Genomic DNA, 14,844 nt, shown 5'->3' with positions numbered 1-14,844 from the left:
TTAAAATTATAGTGGTATATTAATTTTGTATATGGGTTCTACTACTACATAATTTTACAGGACTACCATATATAAGGCTTAAATGCCGTTACTGAGGAATTTATTCCTCTTTTTTTGTATTCAAATATGTCTTGAAAAACAATAATTATAAAAGATGGAGAAAAGGTAAGTTTATTTTTAAATAATTTAGTAGTTGAAAGTTTACAAACAAAGTATCATATACCACTTGATGATATCAATGCTATTTTATTTGAAAACTATAAAACAGTGATTACAAATAGAATAATGAATAAGTTATCTGAAAAAAAGGTTTTAGCAATAATTTGTGATACTAATTTAAAACCTGTTTCATTAATTCAACCAATTGATGCTCATCATTTGCAGTTAAAAATAATAAATAATCAATTAAACTGAAAAAAAGAAGATAAATTGTATTTGTGAACTCAAATTGTTAAACAAAAAATAGAAGCACAAATTGATATACTAAAACTTAATTTTAAAAATATGAGTAAAATACAGCTTTTATACAAATATATTGATGAGTTACAATATAGAGACTCTACTAATAGAGAAGGTCATGCAGCAAAAGTTTATTTTAAAGAACTTTTTGGTAACAAATTTACAAGAGATCAAGATAACCATATAAATATAGCCTTAAACTTTGGTTATACAATTGTAAGAACAGCTTTTATAAGAGCAATTATTTCTAAAGGTTTACACCCAAGTATCGCCTTATTTCATCACAATATGTATAATGCTTTTGCATTAGCAGACGATTTGATGGAACCCTTTAGACCGATTGTAGATAATTTTGTTTATAAATATGTTATGCAAATTGATTATTTTTCTAGAAATCATAAACTACAAATTATTAATATTTTAAATTGTAAAGTAATTTATGATAATAAAAAAATATTTTTAACAGATGCAATAACTAAATATGTTGAAATGGTAATAGAATATTTTGAAAATAAAAACACATTAAATATTGAATATCCCATAAGTTCTTCGGTTGAGTACTATGAGTTATAGATATATGAGATTAATGATTTTTTATGATTTACCATTTGATAATAAACAAAATGTAAGATCCTACAATACTTTTAGAAATAACTTATTTAAAGAAGGCTTTCATATGATGCAGTACTCAATCTATTCTAAGGTTTGTTATAACAAGGAATCTGTTGATTATGTAATGAAAAGAATAAATAAATTTTTGCCTAAACAAGGAAATGTAAGGTTTTTAACAATCACTGAAAAACAATATCAAAATATCAAAATAGTGGTTGGTAAAAAAAGTGATCGAGAGTTATTAATTGATGATAGGAGGTTTATAGAAATATAATGAAAATACTTAATAAAAATACAAATAATAAAATACAATTTAATTTTATGAATAAAAATATTTTTTTAATTAATAATATTGAAATAATGGAAGATATTTGTAACTCTTATGCTTTAATGTTTGCAAACAAGTCATCTAGTATTGATTATGAAATAGAAGTTGAGCAAAATGACATATTAATAGATAAAACAGTAACAAAATTAATTAAAATACCCAACTATTTTGACTTTCAAAAAGATATTTGTGGTGGATCAAAAGCGATTTTAAAAGAGCTAATAAGTTTTTGTTTAACTTATGATGCTTTTTCATCTGAATCTATTACAAATTTATTTGGAATTATCAATACAATTGACTTAACTGAATTAAAAGCTTTGGAATTACTACAAAATAATCTTGAGCAAAAGTTAAATATAAAGTTTAAGTATGAATTACAAGACCAAATAATTAATTATATTGCAGAACAAACTATATTGGTTATAGATGATGAAGTTGAAAATAAAAGCTTTCTTTTTAGTCAAAATAAATTAAGAATTATATATTTAGAGATCTTAAAAATTCTTATTAAAGTAAGTGATAAAAATTTGCACTTTTTATTTTTAAATCCTTTTTTAGGATTAAATTATGAGGAAATGTATCACCACTATAAAAATTTAGACTCGATAGATAATTATACAATTATAACTGAAAAATTTGTAAGTGAAGAAAAGATTGATTATTCATTAATGAAATTATATTTAGGTGATTCTATAATTGATTTATCTGAAATATATGATAACAAAACATTTTTTTCAAACTTTTCAGATTTAACTGATGATGAAGCATTTATAAATGAATTAAAACTAAAAGTAGATAATTTAATTGTAAACTATAACACTAAAAATTTAGATTTAAGCTATCCTGTTTTCCAATATTTATTAAATAAGTAAAATAACTAAATTTTACTTGATTTGAGGTTATGGTACCCTGTAAAATTATGTAGTAGTAGAACAAAATCTAAGTGTGAATTTGAACTAGAACTGTTATGGTACCCTGTAAAATTATGTAGTAGTAGAACCGGACCAGATAGAACAAAAAATTTATAATGGTTATGGTACCCTGTAAAATTATGTAGTAGTAGAACGTAAGAGTAAAAATAAAAAAAAATACTTTTGTTATGGTACCCTGTAAAATTATGTAGTAGTAGAACTACCACCATAGTTATTCACAATATCCTCTGGTTATGGTACCCTGTAAAATTATGTAGTAGTAGAACTACTTTGTAAATTACTTATTTTGTTGGTTAGTTATGGTACCCTGTAAAATTATGTAGTAGTAGAACCGAGATTGGTTTAATTGATAGTGGCTTATTGTTATGGTACCCTGTAAAATTATGTAGTAGTAGAACCATGTCATAAATTGAATTCACTGTACTGTCGTTATGGTACCCTGTAAAATTATGTAGTAGTAGAACATAAAAAACAAAAGGCCTTGGGTGAGTTGTGTTATGGTACCCTGTAAAATTATGTAGTAGTAGAACTATCAAATTCAAATCCTAATGTGATTGTTAGTTATGGTACCCTGTAAAATTATGTAGTAGTAGAACAAGCACTAGGTTTTAGTCAATTAGGAATAGGTTATGGTACCCTGTAAAATTATGTAGTAGTAGAACTTAAAATTAGTTGGCTTCCAAACCTAGCTCGTTATGGTACCCTGTAAAATTATGTAGTAGTAGAACAGGTTTTAGAAGACTATTTCACTATACCAAGTTATGGTACCCTGTAAAATTATGTAGTAGTAGAACTTGTACTTAAATAAGTTCCACACTTGTGATGTTATGGTACCCTGTAAAATTATGTAGTAGTAGAACTTTTGACAAACAATACATGGAAGACACTTAGTTATGGTACCCTGTAAAATTATGTAGTAGTAGAACAAGTAGATAAATATATTAATGAATGCCCAGGTTATGGTACCCTGTAAAATTATGTAGTAGTAGAACCAAAAGACCAAAAACTAGCAGAAACAGAGCGTTATGGTACCCTGTAAAATTATGTAGTAGTAGAACATTAAACAAAATAGACCCTTTCTCTCAATGGTTATGGTACCCTGTAAAATTATGTAGTAGTAGAACAAGATTTAGACACGAAGATATCTCATGTAGGTTATGGTACCCTGTAAAATTATGTAGTAGTAGAACCCTATAATACATAAAACTGCACCTATACATGTTATGGTACCCTGTAAAATTATGTAGTAGTAGAACGACTTTTATTAAAACATTGAATAGTGCCGAGTTATGGTACCCTGTAAAATTATGTAGTATTAGAACATATAGATAAGGTTTTAAAACTTATCACTAGTTATGGTACCCTGTAAAATTATGTAGTAGTAGAACTAATCTCATGAGATAAAAAAATAGAGTATAGTTATGGTACCCTGTAAAATTATGTAGTAGTAGAACAAAAAGATAGACCTTGATTAGAAGAGTTTAGTTATGGTACCCTGTAAAATTATGTAGTAGTAGAACTGTGGTTTTCCTGTATTTCAACATTGCCACGTTATGGTACCCTGTAAAATTATGTAGTAGTAGAACAAAAATGTATAAAATAAGTTATAAAACTAGGTTATGGTACCCTGTAAAATTATGTAGTAGTAGAACTATATGCTTCATATCACTCAACTTGCTCAAGTTATGGTACCCTGTAAAATTATGTAGTAGTAGAACTAACATGTTTTGCTGATCCAAAATATAATGGTTATGGTACCCTGTAAAATTATGTAGTAGTAGAACCGTTATTAACCATTGCTTTAATGGTTGCTGGTTATGGTACCCTGTAAAATTATGTAGTAGTAGAACTGAAGCCACTCCAGAAGCAACAGAGGCAGCGTTATGGTACCCTGTAAAATTATGTAGTAGTAGAACAAAACCTAGAAACATTTCTTGGTCAATTGAGTTATGGTACCCTGTAAAATTATGTAGTAGTAGAACAGCAATATTCATGTTAATGTTTATTGCAAAGTTATGGTACCCTGTAAAATTATGTAGTAGTAGAACTGTAAACAAGTTTGTTGTAAGCAACATCCAGTTATGGTACCCTGTAAAATTATGTAGTAGTAGAACTTTGCACGATTTCTGTTTTATCGCCCATGTGTTATGGTACCCTGTAAAATTATGTAGTAGTAGAACAAAATCTAGATAATTATGTTGAACAAAATTGTTATGGTACCCTGTAAAATTATGTAGTAGTAGAACTTAATAATATACCAGTATTAATTATTATCTGTTATGGTACCCTGTAAAATTATGTAGTAGTAGAACTCTATCATTTTTTATTTCTCCTTTTTTTATGTTATGGTACCCTGTAAAATTATGTAGTAGTAGAACAAGAATTTGAGAAATGAAATAGTATCAATTGTTATGGTACCCTGTAAAATTATGTAGTAGTAGAACCTTAATGATGAACATATTATAGAAAGTGTTGTTATGGTACCCTGTAAAATTATGTAGTAGTAGAACCAGCAACAAACTCGCATGTTGGTTCAATATGTTATGGTACCCTGTAAAATTATGTAGTAGTAGAACAATTAATAACAAATGTAGCGATTAATGTATGTTATGGTACCCTGTAAAATTATGTAGTAGTAGAACTAGAATTTAATAATCACATTAATGACTATAAGTTATGGTACCCTGTAAAATTATGTAGTAGTAGAACGTCATAAAAATATAATTTCAGTTCTAATTGGTTATTGTACCCTGTAAAATTATGTAGTAGTAGAACACTTTAATCAAAGTTTAATTTCTGATATTGGTTATGGTACCCTGTAAAATTATGTAGTAGTAGAACCTTTTAGTTTTAATGATGATGAAGCACTAGGTTATGGTACCCTGTAAAATTATGTAGTAGTATAACTGATAAAATAACTTCATTATGTATTTTTAAATAGAATAAATATATAAAAACTTGATAAAGTTCTATGTTTTGTATAAATATTAGCTATATCTTCATTATCTGAAACTTTATACTAAAAGAATAGGGGATAAACAAATAAAAGTACTTAAAAGTTATTTTAAAAATAAATAAATTTGATAACCATATAAACCATTAATTATTAAAGTTAAATAAATACAACAAATCTATATATTTTTTAACAATTAAATTATTATGACTTAAATCAAATAAAATTTTTCTTTAAAAATATCATTGCAAATGATACAAAAAATAAGTATTTTAATTATCTAACTTGTCTTATTCTATAAATTAAGTTTTAATAGAAATAAATCTTATAGGTGATTAAAACTTTTAACAACAAGTAATTTGTATTAACTATTGTAAAAAATATTCAAAACTATAAAAAAATTAAGTAATTTAATAGTAATTAATAGTAAAATCAAATAAATAAAGGTGGATAAATTATGAAAAAATGAATTGAAGAAATCAATAAATTTATAGAAGAAATAAACAAAGAAAGAGCAGAAATAAACAAAGAAATGAGATTATTAACAGATGGAATGGAATATATTTATCAAGATACTAAAAACTCAATATAAGAAAGAAAAATACTTGAAAAAAGATATGAAAAATCTGTTGATCAAGAAAGAAAATTTGATGCTTAAAAACCAATTGTGATATTATCAATTCATCTTTAGAGACTTTTTATGAAGCTCTTTAAAGGTTTGTTTAAAATAAATAACTATATTTACAGTCAAAAAACTAGTCGTAATGATTGGTTTTTTCTTTATATAAAATTAAAATATCAACTTTATTAAAATATATTAAATTTAGTAATAACCAGTTCAATTTAAAAAACTATTTATCAAAATTTATTTATCATTCAACTTTTTTGCATTTATAAAACCATTACCTTTATTAAAAGTTCTAATCATTTAAAGGTATAATATATGTAAATTACAAATAAAAAAATAGCTTTGATTATTAATTTTGATAATAAAAATTATTTTAAATTATTAAATGAAAAATTAGAACAAATGAGAACCATTCTTTATAAAGGCACTTTTTATACAAATACAAATGATTAGAATACAAATAAATATTTTTGTAATATTTAATAAAAATTTGAACTATTTTGTAAACAAATTAAATTGTTAATAAGTTTATTTTAATGTTAATTCTTATTATCTAAAAATTAATTTCTTTTTCATTATCAATAAATCACTGAGTCAACGCATCTAGAATTTGTTTTAAACTTAATCCAAGTGGTGTCAATGAATAAACAACTACCAAAGGAAAAGTATCGTTAGATCATCTTTTAACTATATTATAACTTTCTAAGTGTTTTAAACTCTCAGACAAAACCTTAGTTGTAATTCCATTAATACTTTTTTTAAGTTCTCCAAATCTTTTTTCCCCGGTTAATAAATCTCTAACAATAAAAATTGTTCATTTATTTTTAAGCACTTTTAGACTTGTTTCTACTGGACATTTATTCATATTAAAACCTTGCTATGTTACTTTAAAGTAACTACTATTATTTTTAAACTAATATGAATATTATAATATAGAAAGGAGAATTAATATGGCCTTAGATAAAAACAATGCTGTAGAAATTACTAATGGGGATTTTCAAGCTATTAGTAATTTATTAAGTGAAGGAAAAACTGTTTTAGCTGCATTAGAACTTGGACCAAAAGTTCAAGAATCTTTAAAAAATGGTAAAATGAGTGATGACTTTGCTTTCATTGAATTAAAAGAAAAAAAAGAAAATGCTGGCACATGTGCTTGTGGTAAAGATGCAAATGTTCTAGTTTATTTATGAAGATAATTTCTTTTGATTTTTTAAAAATACTTATTTTTTAAGCAACTTATTCTACAAAAAAAGAATAAGTTTTTTTATGTTTTTATTAGTAGATAAATCAATTAAAAAATACTATTCTTTACATTCCTAAAACCTTTATCTTTATTAAATGTTAAAATCATTTAGAGGTATAACATATGGAAATTACAAATAAAAAAATAGCATTATTTATTGATTTCGATAATTTTAATAATAAGGATTATTTTAAAATATTAATTGAAGAATTAGAACAAATGGGCACCATTCTTTATAAAGGAGCATTTTATACAAATACACAAGATTCAAGTATTAAAGAAAAAGCTTTAGAATATGGAATAACAGATTTTATTATTGAACCATCATACTCTAGTGGTAAAAATGCTGTTGATATTAGAATTGCTTTAGATGTTTCTGAAATGATGTATTATAAAGACTATATTGATTGCTTTTGTTTAGCTACCAATGATCTAGATTTTGCTCCAATTTTAAAAAAAATAAAAATTAAATAACAAAATAGTTATTGGTGCTGGTTTATCAAAAACACAAGATAAGTATAAAAAGATTTGTGATCGTTTTATCAGTGTGGACAAAATTAGTGAAGCACATACTAAAAAACCAGAATCTGATGATAATAGCTTATCTGATTTAATTGTTATTATCAGAGAAATTATGAAAAACGAAGAAAAAGATGAGAAGGGGTTTGCTAACTTTTCAGAGTTTATGAAAGAACTATATAATAAAATACCTGACTTTAACCCAAAAAACTATGGATCTGTGAGTAGTAAAGCAACGGTCTTTTTTGAAAATGTACTAAAAAAACATTTTACAATTAAAAAAATTAATAACGCATATTACTTAAAAGTTGTTTAAACTATACCTAAAATATAAAAAAATCTAAATTTAATCATTAATTAAATTTAGATTTTTATTTTTATATAAACAGTTAATTATTCTTGTGGAATATTTACTGTTTTAGTATATAAAGTTTTAGCTTCTGTTTTTTCTACACCTTTTGTAATTTTGACTTCTACAAAAAATATTTTGAAGCTAGTAGCATCTTTTTCACCTTTTAATGAAAAAAACCCACCTGTTGATTCTGTATCACCCTTAACATTTTTATAGTCTTTTGTTTCGTTAAAGAAGCCATAAAATTCTCCTTCTACACTAAATGGTGTTCCATCCATGGTCATTTTATATTCCCCAACTTGAGAATCAACAATATCTTTGAAATCGTCAGCCAACTTTTTATCTTTAACTATCTTTTCTGAAAGTTTTGCGACAAAATCTTTATCACTTTTACCTTCAACATATGTTAAATTTTTTTCAGCTTCTTGTTTGTTACATGCAACTGCAACACTACTGCTTGATGCAACTAATCCAGTTGCTGCTAACACACTTAATAATTTTTTCATTTTTTCTTTTCTCCTATTACTTTTTGATTGTATCAAATAAAAAATTATAAGTTAAGAAAAGTATGTATTTCTAGGTATAAAAAAAGTCTAAATTCAATTTAGACTTTTACTTTTATATATAAACAATTAATTACCCTTGAGGAATATTAACCGTAGTTTTAAATAAAGTTTTTGTTTCAACACTAGCAACACCTTCAGAATGAGTATATTCTAAAAATATTAGGTCGAATTTAATGTCATCTTTTGCACCTTTAATACTAAAGAATCTGTATGTAGTAGATTTTTCATCACTACTTACTTCTGTTGATTTAATATCTTTTGTGTTATTAAATAAAGGCATTAAATATTTTGATTCATCTGGAATCAATTTACCTTCAGTTTTAAATTTAACACCTTCTAAATCACCATCAAAGTCTTTATAATCTTCAATTAGTTTGTTATCTTTGATGTATTCATTTTTTAAAATTTCAACAACATCTTTATCGCTTTTTCCTTCAACATAAGTTAGGCTATTTTGATCTGCTTTGTTACATGCAACTGCAACACTTCCACTTGTAGCAACTAATCCTGTAGCTGCTAATAAACTTAATAATTTTTTCATTTATAATTGGTCTCCTATTCCATAAAAATAATAACACATAGAAATTGTTTTATAGATAAATAAGTTTATTTGCAATAAAAAAATCTAAACTTAATTACAATTTAAAAATTGTTAAGGTTTAGATTTTTTTGTTTATAAGTTCAATTCTAGATTAAACCAAACTTGTTAATGTCTATTTATTTTAAACTAAATTTAACTATACAGTTAAATAAAAATAAAGTTGATTTATAATAGGCATTTATTTGAATTTGTCCTTGTGTGTCATTAGTTGCTGCTTTAAAATTCCTTTTAACTAACTGTTTTGGAAAACTATCAACTTTGTAGCCAATACTTTCTAAATAAGCTAATATAATTTTTACTATGCCATCTTCGTTGTTTTGTTCAGTAGTTACTTCAAATTTTTGCTTTACTAAATTTCCTAAATCATATTTATTTCCAACAGTCACTGTAAAAGTCATACTTGTATCATTATAAGATACAGTTATATTTGCTTGACCTTCATTTACACCTTCTAATACAACTTCTGCTGTTTGTGAATTTAGTGAATTAATTAATTCCTTTTTAATTGATGATTTAACTATGTTTTCATCTGAGGATTTTACAGAAAAATTAACCGCTGGTACTTTTTTGTCGTTATCTTTTGCTTTTGAATTTTTTAATTCTACAGTTGGAAAATTAAAATTTTTGTTATTATCTGATTGTTTTGGAATTTCACAATCGTCTGTTTGCATAAAATAAGGATTTACTTTATCTTCATACACTTTAACATTAATACTTTTTCTAACTTCGTTATATGTAACATCAACTTGAATAGAATCTTTTGCCTTTAAACCCCTAATTTTTAATACGAATTCTCCACTACCATCTGTGTCTTCTTTTTTATTTACTTCAGAACTCAAACTTAATTCACTATCGTTACTTGCTTTAATTTCTGCTCCTTTTTTGGGTTTTGACACTTTAATTTTTACTCAAATGCCTTCGTATATCCTTACTTGTTGATCTTTAAAGTCTTGTCCAAAGTCTAAATCTGTATCATTTGATTCGTTACCATTCCCGTCACTATTGCTATCTTTATCGCTTGCATTGTTTTTGTTACATGCAACTGCAACACTACTACTTGAAGCAACTAATCCTGTAGTTGCTAATATACTCAATAACTTTTTCATCTATATCTTTTTCCTTTTCCGCCTAAATTATAGCACCAAAACATATAGGTGTTAAAAAAGTTTTATTAAATATCGATAATTATTTTGAATTGGTGTCACTAACTAAATTATTTTTTTTAATAGAAAAGTTACAAATGGTTATTGAAAGGGTTGTCAAAAATAACAAAGCATTCATAATCAAAAAGCTATAGTTATTAATTTGAATTGCTACAAAAAAGATAGCAAATATAATGTAAGAAATAAAAGCGTATAGTACATTACCAATTATATGGTCAAAGATAAAACCTCCATTTATGTTATTTTTTTTAAACAATGATCGATAAACAAAGTTTTGTGATCTTTTAATTAAAACATATGCAAAACCAAGTATAAATTGAACAGCAATAATCAAAATTTTATAAACTAGATTTATGTTTTCAAAATTCATAAAAAGAACAACTACACTAAATAGTAATAGAGCAAATAGACCAAAAGTAAATAAACAATTTCCTGTATAGTTTATAGCTATGTTTTTATCTTCTTTTCATTTAAATAAATATCCTAACGCTCTTCCTAAATACTTAAATAAATAACCAAGAATGATATATAAATAAAGCTTTGGGTCATAAAAGTTGGTAATAAGTTTATTGTTATCAAAACTTATAAAAAACAAAAATATTAACCCATACTCTAAATATTTTTCAAATCCTACAAAAAAGTTTTGACTAAAAGTTATGGCTAAAAACCTTTTACTTTTTAAAGCAAGTTTAAAGTCATCTTTTGTTACATGTAAAACATTTCCATCGCTCATAATATTTTGATTTGATATTAAAATCAATAAAACAAAAGAAAGTAACAACAAAAACAAGCTCATTGTATAAATAGTTTTTAAATGATTATCTAATAAAAAAACAATGGGCACTAAAACAAAGCAAGTTAATGTTATTATTTTATTAACTTTGTTTTTAAGTTGGTTTCTAAAATAATAACTTTTAATTATTTCAATGTTAATAGGAACAAATCCAGCAAAAAATACTCCTAGTAATATTATTCCTAAAACTAATAGAGCATAGTTTAAGCTTGGATTTTTAAGAATAAAACTTAAAAATACTAAGCTGATTGCTAACATTAAACCCACACAATTATGAGTTAAAACAATTTTGTTATTGGTTTTTCTTTTTAACTTCATTCAAACCGGAGTCATAAACAACATAAAGATTGGAATTAAGATCATTAGTAAAATATGTTGATAACCAAAAATACTATTAATTTTAAAAGGGATAAAAGCAAGTGTTGCAAACAAAATGTTTGTTGATATTATCAAAGATGTTAACTGTCAAATATAGTTAATTTTTTTATCGCTAAATTTTTTCATTTTTAAAAATTCCTTTTTTTCTAAATAAGCAAAATAATTTTTATTAATAGTGCTATGTAAACGTAAATTTATTTTATAAATAACTTTTTCAACCTTGTTAAAAGTCAGTATTGGTAAAAATAAATAAAGCGTAAATAAAACATGTATTTCAACTACTTTTGCCAAGTATAAAGAAGTGGCTGTTTGAATATCGCTAATTGTAAGTCAAAGTAAAAATATGAAAGTATCATATAATGTACTTATTAAAATTAATAAAATATAAATTAATGATCTATTATTCAAAATTGCTTTTCTAAAAGTTACAAATATTATAAAAGTGATAAAGTTGGTTATAAAGTAACTAATTGCATCAAAAACAGGAGCTTTATATAAAAAAGCTAAAAATGATGTTGTTATTGTTACAAAGAAACCAATATCTCAAGTTAAGACAATACAAATTATGGCGATTATAAAATAGGATATATCTAGTCCTGGTAAGTAAATGGTTATTAAATTAAAAACTGTTAAAAAAGCAGAAATAAGAGACGAGATAGTTATTTTTAAAATTATCTTTTGTCTATTGTTTTCCATATATTCTCCTCCAAATTAATTATTTAACTTAGAGAAATTAAAAAAAATCATTCATACTTTTTATTAAGTGTTTCATCATTACCTCTAATTAAATAGTATCATTGTTGAGAGTTATTGAGCTCATAAATTTAATGTTACTTTATTCAAATACAGTTTATTAAAATATACTTTTATAAATGTTGTCAAAGTTAAAACTCGAGTAAAGCTTAAAACAGTGATTATACTTCTTGAAAATACTATCTTGAATTTGTAAACTTCAAAAAATATGTAAAATATAAAAAAATTTTAAAATTTAAAAGTTTTTTATATTTTATATTTATCATTCAAAGCCTTATAAATAACTACTTTTAACACTTATAAATTTGCTTTTATCAATAAAAAGGTTTATAAAAAATATTATAGGTTGGAGGTCAATATGAAAAAATTACTATCTTTATTAGCAGCGGCAAGTATTTTTAGCTCATCTGCAGCATTAGCGGTAGCTTGTAAAGTTGATGTAAAAGAGCAAAACATGGATAATGTTGATTTTAATCAAGATGACACAAGCAATTATTCAAAAAATCCAAGCGCAGACATCTTATGTCAATTCGCAAAAGGTTTATTTGTAAGTCAAAATTCATTAGAAAACTTAGGTTTAAATGTTGAAGAAAGCTTAAAAAGCTTTCATTATAGTTCACAAGATTATTTAGAATATATTAAAAATGAACCAATTAGTAGTTTGAATTATGAAAAAAATTTTGATAAAAACTTTAGTGCTGATGATGATGCTAGTTTTGGTGATTTATATGACAAATATTTTAATGAAGATTTAGTTGCTAAAGAATTAAAGACTAATAACACTTTATACAAAGGGAAAGTTTTATCATCTGCAAACACTTTACCAGATGCTGTTAATACAATTAACACAATTTTGCCATTATTGGCAAACAGTTTAGCAAGCCCAACTATTAGCGGCATAACTTCAATTTTTTCATTACTAGTAACATTTCAAGGCCAAATTGGAGCAATTAAAGATGATATTGAACCTTATATAAAAATGCTAGGTGAAAATAATGATCAGATTTTAAAAGATTTAGAAGATGCATTTAGTTTTTCAAAAACTGATGTTACATATGTTGATGCTATTCAAAATAGTATTGTAGGATTAGCTAATTCAATCAATGGTATGTTAAATATTACAACTAAGGTTTCTTCATTTGATGATGCCTCAGTTACTATTGCTAAAAATATTGATAACTTAATTAATGGTAACTTAAAATTTAGTTTTGATACAAATTCTATCAAGTATATACCGGGAGTAGTTAAATTTGTTAGAGTTTTAAGTATCTATTTAGATAACTTTTCAGAAGATCAAGTTACAAACAAAAAATTAAAAGTAGAAGACGTTTTAAAAGTAAAGCAAGGACAAATAAGCAAATCAAGTGATGGTAAATTAAATAATGGCTTTGATTTTGCAAAATGAATTAGTATTTTTAAAACAATGGTTAATGATCCTGAAAAAGGCTTAACCATTTTTAAAAACATTATCAATATTTTATTTTCAACTCATGATACACCTGGATATGGCTCAAATGAGGATGAAACTGATGAAACAGATATTAGTGGTATTGGAGAATTTGGGCAAGAAGTAGAGTATAAAAATGACAAAGAAATATATGCAAGAATTATTGGTGATGTTGCAGTTGAATTATTAGGTAAAACAATAGATATTAATGGAGTAAATAAGAAATATTATGTAAGCAATCTTGTAAAATCATTAATTAATAAAGGAATTGGTTATAATAGTGGATTGACATTAGATTATATACTTAAAATAATTCCAAGCATTAAAGATATGTTACCAGAATCTTTCAAAACAATATTTGATAAATTTAGTGAATTAGAATGAAATAAGTTGTGTGAGGATTGAATTGGCTATATTTGAAATAATAAAACAAATGTTTTAGGAGTAAATATTTATGATTTGTTTAGTACTCCAGTTGACCAAATGTCTAATAAGTTTAATTCTCTTTTAGATTTATTTACAAGTGTTGACAAAAAATATGAAAGTGATGTTGATAATAATAAGGATGGTATCTTTGACGATAAATCTTCGTTCTTAGAAATTTATTTTGGATCAAGGTCTCTTAAAGATTATATAAATGAACTTGGAAATTCACTAAAACAATATGAGACACAAAGTGTTAATTTTGACACTCTGGCAAACTTATTTCACTATTTATATGAAGGCGACTACACTCTTAAAAAAGCGTGAAATAACACAGACCAATTATTATCGGGTCTAGGTTTAAATGCTGATGGTACATCAAGACAAAACTCACCGATGTATTATGTAACTCAATTGTTATATGAAAATAGAGGTATTATTAAAGGATTGATTGAGATAGTTCAAAAGGAATTGGCAAGCATAAACCAAAAAATAGATAGTTTAAAAAGTGCAATTTTAAGTATCAAAAATGAAATAAAAGTAAGTTATGAAGAAGCTTCAAGTACTCAATTTTTATATACTGTATCCTATAAAAATAAAACTATGCAGTTCAAAATACAAATAATAAAAAAAGACACTAAGTATCAAGTTAATGGAATTAATTATATTAGTAATTAAAAAAAATTAAAAACTA

Annotated in this window: 13 protein-coding genes and 1 CRISPR repeat array; of the genes, 8 read left to right on the top strand and 5 right to left on the bottom strand. The window is 24.8% G+C overall.

Going from position 1 to position 14,844, the window contains the following annotated elements; genetic code table 4:
• Positions 1-126 precede the first annotated feature (126 nt).
• From cas1 to SHELI_RS06250, 4 genes are all read left to right on the top strand, one after another.
• Positions 127-1,032 carry a type II CRISPR-associated endonuclease Cas1 gene (gene cas1, locus SHELI_RS04855; RefSeq protein WP_069117186.1) on the top strand — a complete coding sequence of 302 codons (906 nt, stop codon included), beginning with the start codon at positions 127-129 and terminating at the stop codon, positions 1,030-1,032.
• A 4-nt stretch (positions 1,033-1,036) separates the two neighbouring features.
• Entirely contained in the window at positions 1,037-1,345 is a 309-nt protein-coding gene (cas2, locus tag SHELI_RS04850) for a CRISPR-associated endonuclease Cas2 (protein WP_069117184.1), read from the top strand.
• Entirely contained in the window at positions 1,345-2,271 is a 927-nt protein-coding gene (locus SHELI_RS04845; protein ID WP_069117182.1) for a hypothetical protein, read from the top strand. Before cas2 ends, SHELI_RS04845 begins: the two co-directional genes overlap by 1 nt.
• Positions 2,272-2,297: 26 nt before the next feature.
• A CRISPR array of direct repeats spans positions 2,298-5,238; the repeat unit is 36 nt; unit sequence GTTATGGTACCCTGTAAAATTATGTAGTAGTAGAAC.
• Between the two features lie 503 nt (positions 5,239-5,741).
• Entirely contained in the window at positions 5,742-5,876 is a 135-nt protein-coding gene (locus SHELI_RS06250; protein WP_269745952.1) for a hypothetical protein, read from the top strand.
• Between the two features lie 589 nt (positions 5,877-6,465).
• Here the strand turns inward: SHELI_RS06250 and SHELI_RS04840 are convergent.
• Positions 6,466-6,777 (bottom strand): winged helix-turn-helix transcriptional regulator, encoded by a 312-nt coding sequence (locus SHELI_RS04840; protein WP_069117180.1) that lies wholly within the window; start codon positions 6,775-6,777, stop codon positions 6,466-6,468.
• Positions 6,778-6,862: 85 nt separating this feature from the next.
• Here SHELI_RS04840 and SHELI_RS04835 point away from each other — a divergent pair, with 85 nt between their 5' ends.
• The 3 genes from SHELI_RS04835 (at position 6,863) to SHELI_RS06210 (ending at position 7,990) form a co-directional block, all read left to right on the top strand.
• Positions 6,863-7,108, top strand: coding sequence for a hypothetical protein (locus tag SHELI_RS04835; protein WP_069117178.1), 246 nt, complete (start codon positions 6,863-6,865; stop codon positions 7,106-7,108).
• A gap of 170 nt (positions 7,109-7,278) precedes the next feature.
• Complete coding sequence (locus tag SHELI_RS06215) at positions 7,279-7,629, top strand: NYN domain-containing protein (RefSeq protein WP_069117177.1); 351 nt, start codon at positions 7,279-7,281, stop codon at positions 7,627-7,629.
• Positions 7,630-7,702: 73 nt separating this feature from the next.
• Positions 7,703-7,990, top strand: a complete 288-nt coding sequence (locus SHELI_RS06210; protein WP_069117175.1) for an OST-HTH/LOTUS domain-containing protein — start codon at positions 7,703-7,705, stop codon at positions 7,988-7,990.
• A 77-nt stretch (positions 7,991-8,067) separates the two neighbouring features.
• Here the strand turns inward: SHELI_RS06210 and SHELI_RS04820 are convergent, their stop codons facing one another.
• The 4 genes from SHELI_RS04820 to SHELI_RS04805 all read right to left on the bottom strand — a co-directional run bounded on the left by SHELI_RS04820 (position 8,068) and on the right by SHELI_RS04805 (position 12,223).
• On the bottom strand, positions 8,068-8,532 hold the full coding sequence (locus tag SHELI_RS04820) for a lipoprotein (protein ID WP_069117174.1): 465 nt from the start codon (positions 8,530-8,532) through the stop codon (positions 8,068-8,070).
• A 130-nt stretch (positions 8,533-8,662) separates the two neighbouring features.
• Complete coding sequence (locus SHELI_RS04815) at positions 8,663-9,133, bottom strand: lipoprotein (protein ID WP_069117172.1); 471 nt, start codon at positions 9,131-9,133, stop codon at positions 8,663-8,665.
• Positions 9,134-9,309: 176 nt separating this feature from the next.
• The gene (locus SHELI_RS04810) at positions 9,310-10,299 is read right to left on the bottom strand and encodes a lipoprotein (RefSeq protein WP_069117171.1); all 990 of its coding nucleotides are present in this window, start codon (positions 10,297-10,299) and stop codon (positions 9,310-9,312) included.
• 79 nt (positions 10,300-10,378) lie between these two features.
• Positions 10,379-12,223 (bottom strand): hypothetical protein, encoded by a 1,845-nt coding sequence (locus SHELI_RS04805; protein ID WP_069117166.1) that lies wholly within the window; start codon positions 12,221-12,223, stop codon positions 10,379-10,381.
• Positions 12,224-12,638: 415 nt separating this feature from the next.
• On the opposite strand from SHELI_RS04805, the gene SHELI_RS04800 reads away from it, so the two are divergent.
• Positions 12,639-14,828, top strand: coding sequence for a hypothetical protein (locus tag SHELI_RS04800; protein WP_069117162.1), 2,190 nt, complete (start codon positions 12,639-12,641; stop codon positions 14,826-14,828).
• Positions 14,829-14,844 lie beyond the last annotated feature (16 nt).

It is taken from the genome of Spiroplasma helicoides, assembly GCF_001715535.1.
Taxonomy (GTDB): Bacteria; Bacillota_I; Bacilli_A; order Mycoplasmatales; family Mycoplasmataceae; genus Spiroplasma_A; species Spiroplasma_A helicoides.
This window is presented reverse-complemented; position numbering and strand designations above follow the sequence as displayed.